A 17,160-nucleotide genomic window follows, 5' to 3' on the forward strand; every position below is an offset into this window, starting at 1 on the left:
TTTACATTCGAGCGTCTTTGGTACAAAGAGTATCTCTCATTTTGATGTCACCTATCGCTATAAATGGCAGGCTTGTAGTTGTTATTACTATCTTGACCTGCCTAGTTAAGTTTACAAGTATCTTGAAATCAAGTGCTCTTTAAAGTAAGCAGAATTCAATGTCTCACCAGTAGCTTGTTTAACTAGCTCGTCAGTGGTCAGCAAGCTGCCTTTACTCCAAATGTTGGCCGATAACCAGTTGAAAATTGGAGACAGATTGCCAGATCTTATAGCTCCGTCCACATCAACTGTCTTCTTCATAGCAGCCATAAACTGAGCTGCGTACATAGCGCCTAGTGTATAGCTCGGGAAGTATCCAAATGCACCTTGAGTCCAGTGAATGTCTTGTAAGCACCCATTTTTGTAGTTATGCACTGTACATTTTCTCTCAGTCCAATGGATGTCTTGCATACAACCATTTTTGAAGTTGCCCTCTGTAGATAGACCCAGATACGCTTTCATTTTCTCGTTCCACAATTCAGGGACGTCAGTGTGTTTAATCACACCGTTCATGAGATCTCGTTCAATTTCGTAGCGAAGGATAACGTGCGCAGGGTAGGTCAGTTCATCTGCATCAACTCGGATGAAGCCTTTTTCTACTCGCGTGTATATCTTCGCTAGATTGTCCTTCGCGAACTCGTTGCCAGAGAAATGATTTGAAGCCAAGCGAGCAAGATGATCGATAAAGGCGTTGTTGCGGCCAATTTGCATCTCGAAGAATAGAGATTGTGATTCATGAATGCCCATCGATCGCGCTTCACCCGCTGGTGTGCCAGCCAATTCCTTAGGTAAGCCTTGTTCATAACGAGCGTGGCCAGTTTCGTGCACGATTCCCATTAATGATTGCATAAACTCACTCTCGTCGTAACGAGTCGTGATACGCACATCGGTAGGAACGCCGCCACAGAATGGGTGGACACTCTCATCGAGTCGACCATGCTCGAAATCGAACTGGAGCAGCTTCATCACTTGCAAGCCCAGTGCTTTTTGTTTTTCAGCAGGGTAATGGCCGTTAGGAAGCAGAATGTTGTTTGATTTTTGCTTTTCAATTGCTTCGTCAATTAAAGAAGGCAACCATGTTTTGACGTCAGAAAACAGTGTATCTAACGAAGCTGACGTCGTGCCTGGCTCGTAAACATTCAGCATCGCATCGTATGGCGTTGTGCCATTTGCGTCTGCACGAATTTGAGCCTCTTCTTGGGATAGCTTTACAACTTCTGCCCAGTTCTTCTCAAAACCGGTCCAGTCATTATTAGCACGCTGTGTGCGCCAAGCGTGCTCACACTTCGAACCGGCAAGAGAACTTGCTTGAACTAATGATTCTGGAAGAAGGTTTGCAAGCTGCCATTCGCGTTTCATTTCACGTAACATGGCTCGCTCTTGCGTGGCGAGGGTTTCTTCTTCTGCTTGTGCAAATAGATCCTCAAGATGCGGCTGAGTCATGAGCGAGTGGATGTGTACTTCAAGTTCAGCCATTGCGTTGGAGCGTGCTTCAGCACCGCCTGATGGCATAACAGCAGCTTGATCCCAGCCTACAATTGCTAATAAATGGCCAAAGTTGGCGACTTTTTTTGAATGTTCGACGAGTTTTGTAAATGCATTCATTGTGACTACTCTTATTTTTGTTCTTTCCCTAAACACCCGAAAAGGGTCCTTCACTTCAAGTCGCGCTAAGCAACTGAAGTTAATTTACTAATAATTAACATTTAATGACGTCTCATTGTCCACAAATTCATCCGGTTGTATAGCGCTCTTAAAAAAGAAGCTTGCGAATCGAGTTGATTGGCGGTATTGATGACGCATTACCCATTAATTATCACAACAATATGGACATACTAAATTTTGAAGCTTTTCTTATCGCTATCACGATTTTAACGCTGACGCCGGGGCTGGATACCGCATTAGTTCTTCGTAATACAAGTCGTTCGGGCTTAAAAGATGGGTGTACAACAAGTTTAGGCATTTGTTTTGGCTTGTTTGTACATGCGTTTTTCTCTGCCGTGGGCATTTCTGCCATCCTTGCACAATCCGCAGAGCTATTCCAAATCGTTAAAATGATTGGTGCCGCGTACCTCATTTGGCTTGGTATCAGCAGTTTGAAAGCACTAATGGCATCGGGCGGAGGCGTTACTGTCGCTGAACAAATTCAGCAGGTATACAGTGGAAAACGTTCGTTTAGAGAGGGCTTTCTCTCAAATGTACTAAACCCAAAAACGGCCGTGTTTTACTTGGCATTTTTACCGCAATTCGTTAATCCGGAAGGCTCACCATTGTTGCAATCTATGACGATGGCCGCTATCCATTTTGTTATCGCAATGGTTTGGCAATGTGGCTTGGCAGGGGCTTTAAACTCAGCAAAGAACTTGCTCAAAAATGCCAGCTTTATGAAATGGATGGAAGGAGTAACAGGTGCTGTGCTTGTTGCGCTAGGAATTAAGTTACTGATTGAAGAACCACTTTAAATGCGCAATTTATACCGACTTGCTTTAATGCTGACGCTGTTTTTGTTGGGGTTTGCGAGTGCTGTTGCTTGGATGACTTTACCACAAATCAAGTTTTCACCTCGGGGGATGGAGTGGGGGTGGCACTGGGCGCACTTTGAGCCGTTTTCCAATGGTATCCAAAAGGCCCGAACGCACGACACCAAACAGCTCTTGTTAAGACGAGTTTACCTTGACGATGCGATCGTCGTTTTTGTATCTACGACGTTAGATAACAAGTTTGAAATCGATGTTGTGCAGGAGAAAACTTGCAAACCGAACACCACAACTTGGGCATCAGTATCAGTGAATCGTCAGCGAATGGCGCATGTGCCAATGGTGTGTGATAGCGTCGGACAGAGTTATTTTTACCGTTACATAGGTAAGCATTTAGATTCGCTAGAATTTGGCGTTGATGAGTCTTTCATTACGGAAGATTTTGCCCATTGGCCAATCGCGGATATTAAAGTTGATCAGTTCAAACAGCAAAACGCTAAGTTTTTTGAACAGCGTGGAGAGAAGGTTGAACATCAGTGGTTACGTGATTAACGCTGTCATCTGAATCTAGATAAAAATAAAGCCCGCTAAACATGAGCGGGCTTTGTGTTTTAAGGTTTCTAACTCGTTTAAGTGCAGGCTTAACGGTTCTTTGTAGAGCTATGCTTTTACCGCATCAAGATCATCAGATTGAACTGAAGGGTTAAAGAACAGTTTAGTTTCTGCTAGTACAACATGACGAAGCGCAATCAAACCAATAAGGTTAGGGATCGCCATCAAACCGTTTACGATATCTGCCAGAATCCAAATCATGTCTAGATGCAGGAACGCGCCTGAAGCCACTAGAGCAAGGAAGATAATCTTGTAAGGCAGAACCGCTTTTGTGCCCATTAGGAACACCACACAACGCTCACCGTAGTAGTTCCAACCAAGGATCGTTGTAAACGCAAAGAACATCAGACCGATAGACACCAGCATTGGGCCAAATGTTTCTGCGTTGAGACCAACAGCAAAGGCATGTGTTGTCATCGCGGCACCTGACAAGTCACTTTGCCAAGCGCCAGTTAGGATCAGGGCTAGACCTGTCATGGTACAAATGATGATAGTATCGAAGAAGGTACCTGTCATCGAAATCAAACCTTGTTTAACACAAGAGTCTGTTTTCGCTGCTGCTGCGGCCATTGGCGCGCTACCCAAACCCGATTCGTTGGAGAATACACCACGCGCAATACCAGATTGGATTGCCAACATGATGCTAGCACCTAGGAAACCGCCCGTTGCTGCGGTAGACGTGAAAGCAGATACCAACACAAGTTCAACAGCATTTAGTAGTTGATCTGCGTTCATGATGATCACGCTAAGACACGCCAACACATAAAACAGCGCCATTGCTGGAACCACTTTACCTGCGACACTTGCGATAGATTTGATGCCACCTAGAGTTACAAATGCAACCAAAAGCGTCAGGATGAAAGCTGCAAGCTCACGGTTTACACCTAGAGAGATTTCACTTGCATCAAGAATTGCATTTACTTGCGGGAACGTACCGATACCAAAACAAGCAACCCCAAGTGAGAATACCGCAAACATGATGGCTAGTGCTTTAGAGCCAACACCATATTGTAGGTAGTACATTGGGCCACCAATCATTTGGCCATTGTCGTCAACGCGTCGGTATTTAACAGCAAGCAGACACTCAGCGTATTTCGTCGCCATTCCGAATAGGGCAGCAAGCCACATCCAGAATAGGGCGCCAGGGCCACCAAGTTTGATTGCGGTTGCAACGCCGACAATGTTACCAGTACCGATAGTTGCAGAAAGTGCAGTACAAAGTGCTGCGAAGCTAGAAACGTCACCCTGTTTATCAGATGACTTATCTTTACTGAATACCATCGCTAACGCGGTTGGTAGGTGTTTAAACTGGATCAAGCCTAAGCTAAAAGTGAAGTAAACACCGGTTCCCACAAGCAAAATAAGCAGTGGTGGACCCCAGACAAAGTTATCAATGGTTTGTAGTAAAGATTGTAGGTCGTTCATGATTTCCCCTTAATAAAACAACTAATAAGGAGAAGAGGGAAAGGACGAGATCAAGGATCTCTAATAGAACTAAGCTATTTAAAGAAGGCGGGAACGCCAAATAGTTAGGTTGTAACTTTCCACTCCTCTGTCCTTTTGCCTGAGAGTTTCACCCCGCACGCATGTGCAGGACTTGCTCCTTCGGCGACCGATTTAACGGTTCTCTCCAGAGGTTCCTCCAACTACAGTCCCCGCTACCAAGGTAGCACCTGAAATAGTTAATTCTTCGGCGAGTTAATCTAACCAAATGTTAAAGTTTGGTTAATAACCACTCTCCTGCAGTCTTCATCGGAACATTTACTCAATCAAATGAGTAAAGGTTAGTTAATGATGCTGGTCACCATTAACGTGTGAACTCTATCATGTTTCTTGACCATTTCAACACCCTTGGACGATTTATTTTCAACACATTTTTGAACAAAAGGTATTTTTATGGCGTACTGGATATAGGTTTGTTGAGTAGAGTAGGGAATTGATACTATTTCTATTGGTAATATTCTCACTTACAAACATAATCTTTGGTAATGCATCGCCAGTGGGCCTTAGGTAAGTTATTCAATTAAGAGCACAAAATTGATCCAATCTAGCGCACGCGGATGGAAATCTACGCTAAGTTGACCTTGCGTAACGTAGAAATGAGTTACAATAAACTTTTGTGAAACTGTCTTGTGAGTTAGTCAGTTTTACACGATTGGACAAGGAGGCTGTATGACCAGATTGTTAGCCATTGCGGTATTGATAGTTGTAGCGTTTGTGCTATTCCGTTATCGAACCAATGAAAAAGTCCAAAAAGCGACCGTCATAACATTGATTGGCGCATTCCTGATTTATACCGCATCCATTGTGATTGCGGAACTGATTCGCTAGCAAGATAGAAGAGTCCTTGGAGTAATATACGGTGACTTCTCAAAAAAATATTGAAGAACAAGATGAAGTGGTTGTCATTGAGGAACGTGACAAACGCACACACATATATATCGCAATTGCAGCGGTACTAGGCTTGGCATTTGGGGGCTTGGCTGGCTCTGTTTTGACGGCGAATAAATGGGAATCTACTTACCAAGTTTTAGAAGATAAATATCAAGCGCTTGCGCAAGATAAAACCGCGTTAGTTTCTCAAGTTAAAACTCGTGAAGAGTCGCTAGACAAAGAAATCCAAGAGAAAGTGGATGCACTGCTCGCAGAAAAGGACGCCGCACATCAGAAAGCGCTGAAAAAATTACAAGCTCAGCTTACCGAGGTCGAGAAGGTTAACTTGTCGTTGGAATCTCAAGTGAAGCAACAGAATGACAAGTTGAGCTCGAGCAAGACAGAGAATGAAAAGCTTACTCGCCAAGCGGATATGCAAGCAACCATGTTTGAACGCTCTCGTGAAGTATTCCAGAAAGAACTCAAAATCTCGCAAGATCTAGAAGCGTTAGAGAAAGAGCGTGAGAAGCTACTGCCGAAAATCGACAAGCTGAAGAAAGAATGTGATGTGTTCTTAGAAGGGAAGTCGTGGGATGTAAAATCCGATGCTTGCGATAAGCACGATGAAGCAAATTCTCGACTTAGCCAAATTGATCAACTAATTGAAGTCTATAAAATGGATCTCAAACAGATCAAAGAAATTACATCGGATATGGGTTTATAAGCTCAACAATACACTCGATTGTTCATATAAAAAGGAGCTCACTGAGCTCCTTTCCTTTTACCTATGTTAAGCTAAAACTCGTTAGATACGAGAGGCATCATAACCTGATGCAAGCAAAAGTTCTCGTTCATACCTAATGAGTTGAGCACGATCTTCAATTAATTCGTTCAAAGCTTGAGATGGCTTTCCTGCGAGAGTTTTGAAAGCAGCAAACGTTTCTGCACTGTCGATCTCATCAATCATACTGCTAATGACATTGCGCGCTTCACACGGATTGTTATTTGTAGTGAAGTATTTTACTTGTTTAGCTGCAGCTTTCATTTCTGTTAATAGCTCAAGCGGGCTTGTGTCTTTTGCTACCGCCATGTAGTTGTCTAACACGCGCTTTGCATAAAGCAGTTCTTTTAGTGGGATATCACGTCCACTTTCAATTAGGGATTCGCTAAGGATCATACTTGAGCTCATGGGCATTCCTTTAGTTATATACAACGCAGCTTATTAGTGTCCCCTGAGTCTAATTTATTGAAGTCTAGTTGGGAATGGTAAAAAGCATTTTTAACGCATTTTTATTCACTAATGAACACGCGAATGCGATGCTTATCAGGATCGGTCGCTACAAAATTTAACCCATACACCGAGGTCATTGGTGGCTGAATAAAGTCTACGCCCATCTCTTTCCACTTGTTGTAAACCAGCTCCAGTTGATGTCCGTCTGCTACAGACAACGATAACTCGGCTCCTCCACCTTTCACCATGCTGACTGGAGTAAGCACGTCACTTTGTTTGAGCGTAAGTTTGACGCTATGGGAAAGTGGCATAGAAGCAAATGTAGGAGATAAAAGCGTGACCTCACAATCAAACAGTCTCGAGTAAAATGTTTGGCTCACGTGAATGTTTTCTACATAGAGAACGAATGAATTGATAGTCAGCATGGATTATTCCTCAACTTTGTTAAATAGATGAGGCTGAATTTACCGAAAGAGCATGACAGGTGCTGTCAGTAGACTCAATACATCGAGTCACCAATATTGCCTTGAAATAGAGGGAAGTGTCATTAAACTTTTAAATCAATCAGTTCAACATTATCAGTTTTATTTTGTTTTACATGTTCTTTGAATCTTTCATCGCAAGAATTAGAAAAGAATAAAGATCATACGTTGGTTGTTAATGACATCACGGATAAAGCAATAATGCGTGAGCTTATAGAAACAGAGAGAGTGAGTCTTTCTACTGTTTATATTCTGTAAAAAATGACGTGAAAACTGAACGTGAAGAAAATTAAGAAATTGAACACTTTATAGCGGCAGTTGCTTATGTTATCGCGAAAACTTACGAGACTCTCCAAGATATTGGCCGTGTAATTTGGCGACTGGCGACTAGTTTGTTCACTTCCTGCAATCTTCTACCAGATTGTATTTATCTTAACGCTGGCGTTAGTACTTATGATTATTAGTATTTCTGAGGCGGAATATGTCATCATTTTGGGAGTGTTGTTCGCCAATGTAGCGCTCGTATGGTGGAGTCTTCACTATGAAGAACAGGAAGACGTCACACTAGCGAGGCTCTCTTTTTGGTTGCCAATTGGTATGATTTGGTCGTTTTACCATGCTGTATGTTTTGGATTGTTCTCGGTATTTCTGTAGGCATTTTCAAGTTATTTAATTTTGGTGATAAACACTATAAAGGAAAATATTTTTTTAGCGCTGTCATCGAGTATTTGTTACTTGCGTAATACTCTTATTAAACTAGGGTTGGGACTGGATTGGACCATATTATTTACTTTGTTTATTACGGATTGACTCCATTATTATTGTTGCCACTTCTATTTATTAGTATGCCGTTACCAAGTTATGGTTTGGATAACTTGTACGCAATGCTTAATATTGGAGTTTTTAGCTATAGATTTATCACTCTGACCACGATGTCGTTTCGGGTCGGCCTTATATTTGGTTTGATTTCAACTAGTCTGGTTGTCTATGTATTGACCTTGGTAATCGAACATAGCCAAGAAAAGTTTATTCTTTATATGAGACGGATGTTTTAGATACAAAAAGAATCGGTGGAGAGGTTAAAAATCTAGTCGCTACTAAATACTAAAAAGGGCGCGTGATGCGCCCTTTTTAATGTCCGGAAATCGGCTTTTAGTGGCAAATAGACATGTTGTAGCAAGCCGTCATATTCTGCTCTAACACTTCATAGACGTGAGCGCAGAGTTTATTCTGCTCAATTAGGTCATCCATGATCTCAGCAATTTGTGTTTGGCTCATTCGTCCTCGATAAGGGCGATCTTGCGATAGTGCCTGAAACACGTCGGCAACGGCAATAATGCGAGAAGGGATGTCGAGTTCTTCTGCTGTTTTATGGTAAGGGTAGCCAGAGCCGTCCAAGCGTTCATGGTGATTTGAAGCCCATTCTGCGATTTTGGCGTTTGGGAACACCTTATGCAGCGCAAGTTGAGTATCTATCGTATGTCGTTTGATTCTCGTGTATTCCTGCTTACTGAGCGCGCCTTCCTTATGTAGAATTTCATCCGGCGTCTTTAGCTTACCTATGTCGTGAACCAAACCGGCGATAAACAGCATTTCTTGGTCGTGTTCATCGAGTCCTAATTTGCCCGCCAAATAGCGCGACAACTCAGCAACTTTTTGCGAGTGTTGATAAGTAAATGGGCTTTTCGCATCGACAATGCGCGCCAGAAATAATCCAAGGCTGTTCATGTCCCAAATGGTTAACTGTTTTTGTAACCAATCAATGCTCTTAAAATTCAGACCAATGGTTTCGATGTTTTCTGATTCCATTGCGAACCAAAATCCGTCGGTCATGATGAGCTTAACCATGGCTTCGCACATGACTGGATTAAACAAGGTGTCAGCATTCGCTAATACACATTCTGCAATCAATTCCTCATGCAGCGTGACAATGTCACAGTGGCAGTTCATTACATAGCGTGCACGCATGAAGTCTAGTCGATCAGAAAGGTAGAGTAGGGCCGCAACGTCTTTTTCGAATTCAGGCAGGTCGAGATGTTGCAGCTCATCCCAATGGGTGTGGTGATAAAGCACTGGAACGGCAAATTGACTTAAAAGGCGACATTGTTTGAGCGTTTGGTAGCCGCGCAGACAGTGTGCTTTGGCATCTTGAGGGATGAGCTCGTCCAGCAGCATTTTATGTTCTTGCGTTTCAGAGACGCCACAATCGTGAATCATGCCTGCAAAGTAACAAAACTCTGCTTTCTTTAAATCCCAATTTAAGGCTAGAGCACATTGGTAGGCGATGTATGCGACGCGGTGACTGTGGTGAGTGTCATCGACACCTACATAGTCGAGTGCACGGGCGACCCAGATGAGCGCTTGTTTTAGATCGACTTCAAAACCCGCAATAGCATCGGGAGAGGAAGAATGCTTCATTATTTATACCGACATGTTTTTAAGCCCACGCAAACCGACATCATGGCCTGATATTTAGAGAAAGGGCGCGACAGCGAAAAGAACCCTTAAAGGTGGGCTATTTGGACGTAATTTTAATTATGGCGTAGATAATAATCCTAGTTGCATAAGAATATCACTCGAAGCTCACTGTTTAACGTCAGTTCTTTGAGCTGAGTATTGGTTTTAAAAGATTCTTGTTGCTTTGGTTGACTTCCTTGAAAACGACAATAAATCATGATGCAACGTATTCTTATTTCTACTTTTGACTAAAGCATCAGTAAACAAAGGGGGAGAGACGACTTTAGGGTTTTCGGCCTCAAAGTGACGTTGCACGTTTTTCTGCCACTCTCAATGTAAATCGTATGGGCGGTGCAGATGGAATACCTATTGTTGTGGTCACTGTAGGAAAGAAAACATCCCCATTTTGTTTCTTAATTAGCTCAATGAGTTAAAGGAAAAAAGGTAAACGACTCGATTGCGAATTTGTGAAGCCGCAAAGAAGAGTTGCCTGAAAATCTACTAGACTAAATGCTCCAACTCAAAAGGAATTTGTATGTTGAAACATTGTTTGTATCGCAGTTACACCAAAGGGCTAAAAATCGCAGCGCATGTGCTGCCACTTCCAAGGCCGACGTTGTTTTCTGGTTCGGGAGCCGTATCTGAGTTGTTGGAGGCGATATCTGATCTCGGTTTTCGACGTTTGTTGCTAGTGACCGATGAGGGATTAGTTCGAATCGGTATGGTAGGTAAAGTCTTGGAGCAAACGCAGGGGTTGGGCTTACAGGTGGGCGTGTTTTCTGAAGTAAAACCAGACCCAACTTACGATCAAGTCGAAGATGGATTACGTGCTTACAACGCCTCTCAGTCGGAAGCCATTTTGGCGTTAGGTGGCGGATCTGCCATTGACTGTGCAAAAGTGATTGCTGCAAGAGTAAGTAACAAACGCTCAATCAAAAAGCTCTCAGGACTTTTCAAAGTATGGCGAACCCCGGCGCCTCTGTTTGTTATCCCAACCACTTCTGGTACAGGTTCTGAAGTGACGATCGCAGCAGTGGTTTCAGACCCAAATACGCATTTAAAAACGCCCTTGATGGACCCGAAACTGGTGCCGATTATGGCCGCGCTCGATCCCAACTTGCTTATCGGTTTGCCAGCCAAAATCACTGCTGACACAGGGATTGATGCGTTAACTCATGCGGTAGAAGCCTACATTTCGCGCAATGCGACACCAGAAACTCAAGCGTATTCAGTCGCTGCAATCAAATTGATATTTCATTATCTACCCAAAGCTATGGCGCAGGGGGGAGATATTGAAGCTCGATACAAAATGGCCATGGCGTCTTACTACGCAGGGCTAGCTTTTACCAAGGCAAGTCTAGGGTACGTGCATGCTTTCGCGCACAACTTAGGGGCAAGGTATGGTTTGCCACATGGCATGGCAAATGGGTTAGCGTTGCTACCCGTCTTAAAGTTCTCTTTGCCTGAAATTGAAGATGAGCTAAGAACGCTTGCCGAGAAGACCAATATCAATACGAAAGACAAACCAAGTGCTGAGCGTTTCTTGGAACAAATTGAATCCTTGTACGATGCTATTGGTATCGAAAAATGCACAACAGTCATAAAACAAGATGATATCGAAGACTTGGTTGACCTGATTCTGAAAGAGGCACATTGGAATTACCCCGTTCCCAAGTTTATGAATTCTGAAGAATGCGCTCGCTTATTGATAGAAATAAGCGCTTAGATTGTTTTGTGTAAACATAATTTTACGACTGTGGTTTTTTATCCTTACACTTTGCTTGATCTTCTCTCAAAGATCCTACAATATCGTGCTTATTACAAATATGGTGTCAGTTTTGGTGCGCCGTTGCCCGATCTGATGCTGATAACTGCCAATAAGATGTAAAGATAAATATACAATGAGTCGTTCTAAAGTGTTTGGTAGTACCCTAATTATTGCTGGTACTACAATTGGGGCTGGTATGCTAGCTCTTCCTCTTGCCTCCGCTGGCATTGGTTTCACTACATCACTGATCATCATGTTGAGTTTGTGGGCGTTAATGGCCTTTACTGCGCTACTGATGCTTGAACTTCACCAATACGCTGAAAGTAGTGCAACACTTCATACCTTGGCGAAACAAATCCTTGGTCAAAAAGGTAAGTGGGTTGCCAGTTTTGCGATGCTATTTTTGTTCTACTCATTGTGTGCGGCATACATCGCTGGTGGCGGTGCCCAATTTGGTGACCGCTTATCTCAGTGGTTTGAGTTAGACATTTCTGGCCCGACAGCGACAGTGATTTTCACTCTGATCGTTACTTTAGTGGTGACTATTGGTACAGGAACAGTTGATAAAGTAAACCGCGTGTTGTTTGCGTTAAAGCTAGTCGCAATGGTTGCGGTACTGTCATTTTTAGCGCCAAACGTTACCGAGTCATACTTGCTAAGTATGCCTATCGAACAGGGACTTATTGTTGCGGCGATTCCAGTGATTTTCACATCGTTTGGTTTCCACGGCAGTATTCCTGCAATCGTAAACTACCTAGATGGCGATACGTCATCTTTGCGCAAAGCGGTTATTGTTGGTTCGACGATTCCTTTAGTTATCTACATTTTCTGGCAAATCGTTACCTTAGGCGTAGTAAGCCAAGATGCGCTTATTGAAAACGGTGGCTTGAGTGCACTTATTGGTCAATTATCTCAAACTGTTCACAAATCCAACTTGAGCAGCATTGTAGGTGTATTTGCCGACCTTGCACTTCTCACCTCGTTTTTGGGTGTGAGCTTAGGTTTGTTCGAATTTTTAGGTGATACGATCAAAGGCAAAAGTGAGAAACCAAATCGCTTGTTAGCTGCAGTGATTACGTTTACGCCACCACTTGGGTTTGCGCTTTTTTACCCACAAGGCTTCATTATGGCGCTGGGTTACGCGGCGATTGCATTGGCTATTCTTGCGATTTTCCTTCCTCTTGTCATGGTGATCAAGGTTCGTCGTTCCGATAATTTCTCTGGTGAATACCGTGTCGCTGGTGGGCAAGGAGCGCTGGTCGTCACTGGTATAGCGGGTACGGGCATCGTTTTAGCGCAAGTGCTCATTACTTTAGGTGTATTACCTGCTCTAGGTTAGTTCCACAGTTTAAATTGAACGCGAAAAGCCAATAAGGAAACCTGTTGGCTTTTTTAATCTGGATCAAATTACCGTAAGATATTCGGTGAAAAAATTGGCGGAAATCTGTTTTTATTTCGTACACTTAGGTTGTGGTATATCAATTATTTAAGTGGGGAAAAGCCGCTCTAAGATCATCAAAATTTCTGACAGAAAGGAGCTTTTTCTTCTGGTTTCTCTACTTGGGTGTGGAGGTGAAGTATGGCGCACCGGAGTTTTTACCCGTTTGCTAAACCGCTTAATGAGCAACTGCAAACGTTGAAGAATAGAATGCAGGCACATTTGCCGTGTATCGATAGGGTGTCGTTTGCGAAATATCACCCTCATCAAGACATGCTCAAATCTTTCGCCGAAAGTGAATTTGATACTTGGTGCTTGGCCCATCATGAGGCGCCGTTTAGAAAGCTCCACAACCTTACTATCTCCGCTGAAAATGCAATACCACGTATTGTCGATGATCTTCACGACATCAATCATTGTTCCCGCATACAAACCCTGCTTAAAGAAGGCTATCAGTCATCAGTCGCGATTCCTTGCTATGACAACAAAGCCTTTACCGGATTTGTCTTTTTAAATTCTACCCAGCCCCAAGCTTTTAAGCTTGAAGCATTGAATGGACTTAAGCCTTATTTTGAGATGGTTCAATTTGCTGTTGAGTCTGAGGATCATGTCGTTCATGCCATCGAAACGCTTGCCGATCGAATGCAGGGTATGATGCCGGGTTATTCGCCAGAATATTATGCCCATACTAAACGGATGAAATATTACAGCCAGTTAATCGCCACACAACTCGCGGATCATCATCATTTCAATGACGAAACGGTTGAGCATATTGGTACGTTTGCGCAGTTTCATGCATTGAGCGATATTCAACTGCCGATAGAAATAGCCTGTAGTAGAACACGTTACACGAGAGAGCAGGAGGCGATTCTTCTTCAACATATCGAGCAGTGTATCGAATCTGCAGACGATATAGTGGCGCGTATTGGTAATCCAGTTCACCCAAGCGTGACGCTGTTTTTGCAGATGATTACGTACCAATACGAAAACCTTAATGGTTCTGGTTATCCGTACGGTTTGAAGAAAGAGGCGATCCCAATTGCAGCGCAAATCGTTGCCGTGGCTAACACATTCGATGTGCTTACGACTCACCACCCATATCGCCAAGCTTGGTCGATACCTTACGCCTTGTTGGAGTTGGAGAAATGGGTGTATCAAGGATTGTTGTCCAGAGAATGTGTCAACGCGCTGCGTGAGCATCAAAATTATCTAAAACAAATCATCCATAAATATCCTGAGCACTACACAGGCTTAGGGCTGATGTAATCCCCGTAAACGAAGGAGCACAAATATTGACTAGGAGGAAATTATAAACAATACTGTTTTTATATACAGTATTTAGTTTGGAGGTGAAGTATGTTGTGGGAAACCCTTGAGAGAGTAAACCGCTTACGCCAACAAGCACTTGCGAACCCTGAGTTTGTGCAGTCAGCGAAAGAGCACGAAGAAGCACTTCAGGAGCAAGAATATCATTATCATGCAAAGAAAAAGCGTTCAGCCAAAGACAAACAAGGTAAGAAGTCGCTGGCCGATATCTATAAAGAAGTAGAATTTGGCGCTGACGCTCGTCATTAAATTAACCGCTATGGCGTCATTTCAATCCTTCAACGCCATAGGTCAAAAACGAGAACTCAAGTATCTCGAGTTTACTTGAGTTGAATATCAGTCTTGCATTTTTATTGTATTAACGTGTAGATAAACACCCCTAAATTTAGGGGTGTTTAATTAGATGTCTGCTTTGCGTACAAAGTGAGGATTTTTGTATTTCTTCTCTGGACCAAAAGTGGATATAACCAATTTGTTCCACAGTGTTTTGTCGAACTCGCCTTTTGGAATGGAAGGGTAGAGTGTTTCTTCTTCTTCCCTTGCAAAATTCATGTACTGCTTTTTCTTGATTTGGTTGTATTTTTTCGCAATCTGATTGTGTTTTTGAACCCACTCCAATTTGTATTTTCGAAGTGCCTTTTCACCATCTTCTGCATTCATACGCGACATAAACAGCCGCTTATACGATACCTTTCTATCTAACATGGTACGCATGACTGTTTGGATGTACTTACCGTGGTGCGTAATGGTGATGTCGTTTTCGTCAATAGGAGTAACACACCAGCCTTTAGGTAGAAAGTCTGGTTTTTTAAACTGTTTATTACGCTCCATTAGCGCCTGATGTAAAACCAAATCAGAGGTGCCGCGGAACGTTTTTTGCCATTTACCGATCCGAATTTGAATCGAACCAGGCAAGCGATAGATGTTAGTAAACTTATCTTTGTCCATGGACTTGTGTCATGAGATTAATATGCAATATGAGAAATAGGTAATCAGCTCACCGAGTCATCGGCAAGAAGTTGAGCTGAAGTTCGTTACGATTTTACAACGACCTTGCGTTATATAGCGAGGGGTTATGTCAATAATAGGTAAGAAATAAAAAATTAGTTTAAATTGTGAATGGATTTAACTAAATGGAGCCACCTGCATTGCGATTTGCAGGTGGCTTGTACAGTGCTTAAACAGCTTCTTCTAGTTGTTTAGTATCTTCTTGCTCAATCTGTTGAAGGTGTCTATTCGCTTGTTGTAACTGGTACATTTGAGCGTAGCGACCATTTTGTTGCAATAAGGCTTTATGCGTGCCTTGTTCGACCAAGTCACCATGGTGTAGAACCACAATTTGGTCTGCATCCAATATGGTTGATAGTCGGTGAGCAATGACCACTAACGTCATGTTTTGGCGCAAAACTTTTAAGCTTTTTTGAATGAGAGCCTCAGTTCCTGAATCGATGTTCGCCGTTGCCTCATCCAAAATTAAGATTTTTGGTTTCGCCACTAACACTCGGGCTAACGCAAGTAATTGCTTTTGACCTGCCGAAAGGTTGGTTTCACCTTGGCCGAGTTGAGTGTCTAAGCCGTTTGGATAGCGGCGAATTTGCTCCGATAAACCTACCTTATCTAACGCATCCCATATCTGCTCATCGCTCACTGCTCGGCTAAGAGAAATGTTCTCACGTACAGAAGCTGGGAGAATGTGCGGATCTTGTTGAACCATTGCTACGTCTTTGCGAAGTACGTCTTTACCCAATGTATTAAGTGGCCGCCCATCAATCAATAACTCGCCCACATTGGTTGGATAAAAGCCCATGAGCAAAGATGCTAACGTGCTCTTGCCGCTGCCCGTATGGCCGACCAGCGCGATAAAATCTTGATGAGCGGCTTTCAAGGAGACGTCTTTCAATACATCTTGCTTGCCATCATAACTGAACGTCAGATTACTTAGCTCAATTGAGCCCGTTTTAAGTGGTTTATGATCGTCACCGTAAGTTTGTGGCTTCGCATCAATCAACTCAAAAACACGTTCACTCGACACCAACGCTTGTTGTAAAAGTGCAAGTTGTTGGGTCATTTCAATCAGAGGTTCGGTCACACGCGCCAAATAACTGATGAACGCATAAAGTACACCGACACCAATCAACTCGACACCATTAAAGCCAAAGATGGCAACTAAGCAGAGTAGGGCAAGGCCAGCCAACAGATCCATGAGAGGCCGCAGCAGATACCCGTTTAAGCGAATGACTTTTTTGGACGCGACCAAATGCTCAGCAGTGAGTTCGTTAAACTGTTTATTAAAGCGCTCTTCTTGTTGCATCAGCTGAATCACGCTCATCCCTTGGATTGATTCGCTTAAGTTGGCGTTAATGTCCGTGAGCAAGTCACGCATTCTGCGATAACTATCGGTACTGAGTTGTTTAAACAGATACATAAAACCAATTACGATCGGTAACAGAACGAGAACAACCAGCGTCAACTTCCAACTCATGAAGAACATGACACCCAACATCACCACGATCATCACAACGTTCTTAACCACGGTCGCGATTAACAACTCGTAAAACTGCTGAAGTGATTCGGTATCATTCGTGATTCGAGAAACAAGCTTACCGGCAGGCGTGTAGTCAAACGCAGAAAGTGGCTGTTTGATCACTCCCGAAAACACTTGCTTGCGAATGGTTTTGATCGTGTTCGTTGCCACCATGCTAAATTGCAACGATTGAAGATATTGGAACGTTGCTGAAATGACTTGAAGTGACACGTAGCCCAACGCTAAAGCAATCAATACGTTACGAGAGTAGTCGCCTTTGGCAATGTGTTCATCAATAAAATACTGGATCAACCAAGGGCCACTCGCACTCGCTAACGCCGCGATAAACAGCAAAGCTAAGCCTTTTATCATTGGCTTCGGCTGAGACAATGGATAAGACAACAACCGCTTAAATGTACTGGTTTGTTTCATT

At 43.1% G+C, this 17,160-nt stretch carries 15 protein-coding genes and 1 riboswitch; of the genes, 8 read left to right on the top strand and 7 right to left on the bottom strand.

The genetic code is table 11. From position 1 onward, the window contains the following. Positions 1-111: 111 nt before the first annotated feature. Positions 112-1,644: a carboxypeptidase M32 gene (locus ACF8EG_RS18825; RefSeq protein ID WP_206926055.1), complete on the bottom strand. Its 1,533-nt coding sequence runs from the start codon at positions 1,642-1,644 to the stop codon at positions 112-114. A 221-nt stretch (positions 1,645-1,865) separates the two neighbouring features. Between ACF8EG_RS18825 and ACF8EG_RS18830 the strand changes: the two genes are divergently transcribed. Both ACF8EG_RS18830 and ACF8EG_RS18835 read left to right on the top strand, forming a co-directional pair. Beyond that, positions 1,866-2,501 carry a LysE family translocator gene (locus ACF8EG_RS18830; protein WP_069507017.1) on the top strand — a complete coding sequence of 212 codons (636 nt, stop codon included), beginning with the start codon at positions 1,866-1,868 and terminating at the stop codon, positions 2,499-2,501. Next, on the top strand, positions 2,502-3,068 hold the full coding sequence (locus ACF8EG_RS18835) for a hypothetical protein (RefSeq protein ID WP_005464525.1): 567 nt from the start codon (positions 2,502-2,504) through the stop codon (positions 3,066-3,068). Positions 3,069-3,176: 108 nt separating this feature from the next. Here ACF8EG_RS18835 and ACF8EG_RS18840 read toward each other — a convergent pair whose 3' ends face one another. Further along, positions 3,177-4,553 carry a sodium:alanine symporter family protein gene (locus ACF8EG_RS18840; protein ID WP_005464704.1) on the bottom strand — a complete coding sequence of 459 codons (1,377 nt, stop codon included), beginning with the start codon at positions 4,551-4,553 and terminating at the stop codon, positions 3,177-3,179. A 117-nt stretch (positions 4,554-4,670) separates the two neighbouring features. Continuing rightward, positions 4,671-4,772, bottom strand: a riboswitch (glycine riboswitch). A gap of 528 nt (positions 4,773-5,300) precedes the next feature. Here ACF8EG_RS18840 and ACF8EG_RS18845 point away from each other — a divergent pair. Both ACF8EG_RS18845 and ACF8EG_RS18850 read left to right on the top strand, forming a co-directional pair. Beyond that, on the top strand, positions 5,301-5,459 hold the full coding sequence (locus ACF8EG_RS18845; protein WP_005477734.1) for a hypothetical protein: 159 nt from the start codon (positions 5,301-5,303) through the stop codon (positions 5,457-5,459). Positions 5,460-5,490: 31 nt separating this feature from the next. Further along, positions 5,491-6,225 carry a hypothetical protein gene (locus ACF8EG_RS18850; RefSeq protein ID WP_005464478.1) on the top strand — a complete coding sequence of 245 codons (735 nt, stop codon included), beginning with the start codon at positions 5,491-5,493 and terminating at the stop codon, positions 6,223-6,225. Positions 6,226-6,306: 81 nt separating this feature from the next. On the opposite strand, the gene ACF8EG_RS18855 is transcribed toward ACF8EG_RS18850, so the two are convergent. From ACF8EG_RS18855 to ACF8EG_RS18865, 3 genes are all read right to left on the bottom strand, one after another. Next, positions 6,307-6,690: a hypothetical protein gene (locus ACF8EG_RS18855; RefSeq protein ID WP_069506923.1), complete on the bottom strand. Its 384-nt coding sequence runs from the start codon at positions 6,688-6,690 to the stop codon at positions 6,307-6,309. Positions 6,691-6,791: 101 nt separating this feature from the next. Beyond that, a complete protein-coding gene (locus ACF8EG_RS18860) occupies positions 6,792-7,157 on the bottom strand; it encodes a VOC family protein (RefSeq protein WP_020840697.1) in 366 nt (121 codons plus the stop codon). A 1,209-nt stretch (positions 7,158-8,366) separates the two neighbouring features. Continuing rightward, positions 8,367-9,632 (bottom strand): HD-GYP domain-containing protein, encoded by a 1,266-nt coding sequence (locus tag ACF8EG_RS18865; RefSeq protein ID WP_069506925.1) that lies wholly within the window; start codon positions 9,630-9,632, stop codon positions 8,367-8,369. Between the two features lie 574 nt (positions 9,633-10,206). On the opposite strand from ACF8EG_RS18865, the gene ACF8EG_RS18870 reads away from it, so the two are divergent. The 4 genes from ACF8EG_RS18870 (at position 10,207) to ACF8EG_RS18885 (ending at position 14,452) form a co-directional block, all read left to right on the top strand. Then, complete coding sequence (locus tag ACF8EG_RS18870) at positions 10,207-11,397, top strand: iron-containing alcohol dehydrogenase (RefSeq protein WP_031830142.1); 1,191 nt, start codon at positions 10,207-10,209, stop codon at positions 11,395-11,397. A 175-nt stretch (positions 11,398-11,572) separates the two neighbouring features. Next, positions 11,573-12,778 (top strand): aromatic amino acid transport family protein, encoded by a 1,206-nt coding sequence (locus ACF8EG_RS18875; RefSeq protein WP_025534537.1) that lies wholly within the window; start codon positions 11,573-11,575, stop codon positions 12,776-12,778. Between the two features lie 240 nt (positions 12,779-13,018). Then, entirely contained in the window at positions 13,019-14,143 is a 1,125-nt protein-coding gene (locus ACF8EG_RS18880; RefSeq protein ID WP_025570295.1) for an HD-GYP domain-containing protein, read from the top strand. 90 nt (positions 14,144-14,233) lie between these two features. Further along, positions 14,234-14,452 (top strand): hypothetical protein, encoded by a 219-nt coding sequence (locus ACF8EG_RS18885; RefSeq protein WP_005455055.1) that lies wholly within the window; start codon positions 14,234-14,236, stop codon positions 14,450-14,452. A gap of 150 nt (positions 14,453-14,602) precedes the next feature. On the opposite strand, the gene ACF8EG_RS18890 is transcribed toward ACF8EG_RS18885, so the two are convergent. Together ACF8EG_RS18890 and ACF8EG_RS18895 are read right to left on the bottom strand one after the other, a co-directional pair. Continuing rightward, positions 14,603-15,151: a hypothetical protein gene (locus ACF8EG_RS18890; protein ID WP_015296689.1), complete on the bottom strand. Its 549-nt coding sequence runs from the start codon at positions 15,149-15,151 to the stop codon at positions 14,603-14,605. Between the two features lie 229 nt (positions 15,152-15,380). Next, positions 15,381-17,159, bottom strand: a complete 1,779-nt coding sequence (locus tag ACF8EG_RS18895) for an ABC transporter transmembrane domain-containing protein (protein WP_069506927.1) — start codon at positions 17,157-17,159, stop codon at positions 15,381-15,383. Position 17,160 lies beyond the last annotated feature (1 nt).

The sequence above is a fragment of the Vibrio sp. YQ_11 genome (genome assembly GCF_043103065.1).
Lineage (GTDB): Bacteria > Pseudomonadota > Gammaproteobacteria > Enterobacterales > Vibrionaceae > Vibrio > Vibrio parahaemolyticus.

What these genes read in the sequence shown, in the direction of transcription:
- ACF8EG_RS18825 (WP_206926055.1), bottom strand. Translation starts at nt 1,644, where the DNA reads ATGAATGCATTTACAAAACTCGTCGAACATTCAAAAAAAGTCGCCAAC.
- ACF8EG_RS18830 (WP_069507017.1), top strand. Translation starts at nt 1,866, where the DNA reads ATGGACATACTAAATTTTGAAGCTTTTCTTATCGCTATCACGATTTTA.
- ACF8EG_RS18835 (WP_005464525.1), top strand. Translation starts at nt 2,502, where the DNA reads ATGCGCAATTTATACCGACTTGCTTTAATGCTGACGCTGTTTTTGTTG.
- ACF8EG_RS18840 (WP_005464704.1), bottom strand. Translation starts at nt 4,553, where the DNA reads ATGAACGACCTACAATCTTTACTACAAACCATTGATAACTTTGTCTGG.
- ACF8EG_RS18845 (WP_005477734.1), top strand. Translation starts at nt 5,301, where the DNA reads ATGACCAGATTGTTAGCCATTGCGGTATTGATAGTTGTAGCGTTTGTG.
- ACF8EG_RS18855 (WP_069506923.1), bottom strand. Translation starts at nt 6,690, where the DNA reads ATGAGCTCAAGTATGATCCTTAGCGAATCCCTAATTGAAAGTGGACGT.
- ACF8EG_RS18860 (WP_020840697.1), bottom strand. Translation starts at nt 7,157, where the DNA reads ATGCTGACTATCAATTCATTCGTTCTCTATGTAGAAAACATTCACGTG.
- ACF8EG_RS18865 (WP_069506925.1), bottom strand. Translation starts at nt 9,632, where the DNA reads ATGAAGCATTCTTCCTCTCCCGATGCTATTGCGGGTTTTGAAGTCGAT.
- ACF8EG_RS18870 (WP_031830142.1), top strand. Translation starts at nt 10,207, where the DNA reads ATGTTGAAACATTGTTTGTATCGCAGTTACACCAAAGGGCTAAAAATC.
- ACF8EG_RS18875 (WP_025534537.1), top strand. Translation starts at nt 11,573, where the DNA reads ATGAGTCGTTCTAAAGTGTTTGGTAGTACCCTAATTATTGCTGGTACT.
- ACF8EG_RS18880 (WP_025570295.1), top strand. Translation starts at nt 13,019, where the DNA reads ATGGCGCACCGGAGTTTTTACCCGTTTGCTAAACCGCTTAATGAGCAA.
- ACF8EG_RS18885 (WP_005455055.1), top strand. Translation starts at nt 14,234, where the DNA reads ATGTTGTGGGAAACCCTTGAGAGAGTAAACCGCTTACGCCAACAAGCA.
- ACF8EG_RS18890 (WP_015296689.1), bottom strand. Translation starts at nt 15,151, where the DNA reads ATGGACAAAGATAAGTTTACTAACATCTATCGCTTGCCTGGTTCGATT.
- ACF8EG_RS18895 (WP_069506927.1), bottom strand. Translation starts at nt 17,159, where the DNA reads ATGAAACAAACCAGTACATTTAAGCGGTTGTTGTCTTATCCATTGTCT.